This is a genomic window from Priestia sp. P5_B4 (assembly GCF_056400385.1).
The window spans coordinates 1-510 of record NZ_JBFULJ010001546.1; the positions used below are offsets into that span (position 1 = coordinate 1).

Sequence of the window (510 nt, forward strand, 5' to 3'; positions counted from 1 at the left end):
GCTTAGTAGCAGCAGGAAGTACTGTCCTTTATAACCATTCATCAACCTGCGGCTTTCTGTAATCGCTTGATTCATCGAGTAAGTAGGATTGTCTTTACAAATATAGTACGTTTGTGAATATGCCAGTGCTTTGATAATTCCAGGAATCAGTAAAAGCAGTGACCACAGCATCACATAAAGAGTCATCAGTACATAAATTCCTAGTGACTTTACATAAAGACCGAAGTCTTGGAATGTTTTAAACAAATGTCCCAATCGGACAGATTCACCTCGCGCCAAACCTAAAAATGCCCAGTAGTTCGCCATGAGAAGAGGCGAAAAGACAATAGCAAAGGCAGTTGAAATCCATGACGCCGAATCAGATTCATCTTTCATCCAATTGTCATAGCCGCCGCTTGCCACAATTTCAAATGGAATAGGCAGAAGCGTATATACTCCGTACGTCACCACCGTCAGTAAAATCGCAAGTCCCCAGCGATTCTTTAAAGAAGCTTTAGCTTCTCTTTTAAT

The 510-nt window shown here is 41.2% G+C and carries 1 protein-coding gene; it reads right to left on the reverse strand.

Annotation, left to right across the window (positions count from 1 at the left end):
- Positions 1-510 (reverse strand): DUF975 family protein (locus AC1DRF_RS32085; RefSeq protein WP_477742840.1); only part of this gene is annotated, 510 nt, incomplete at both ends.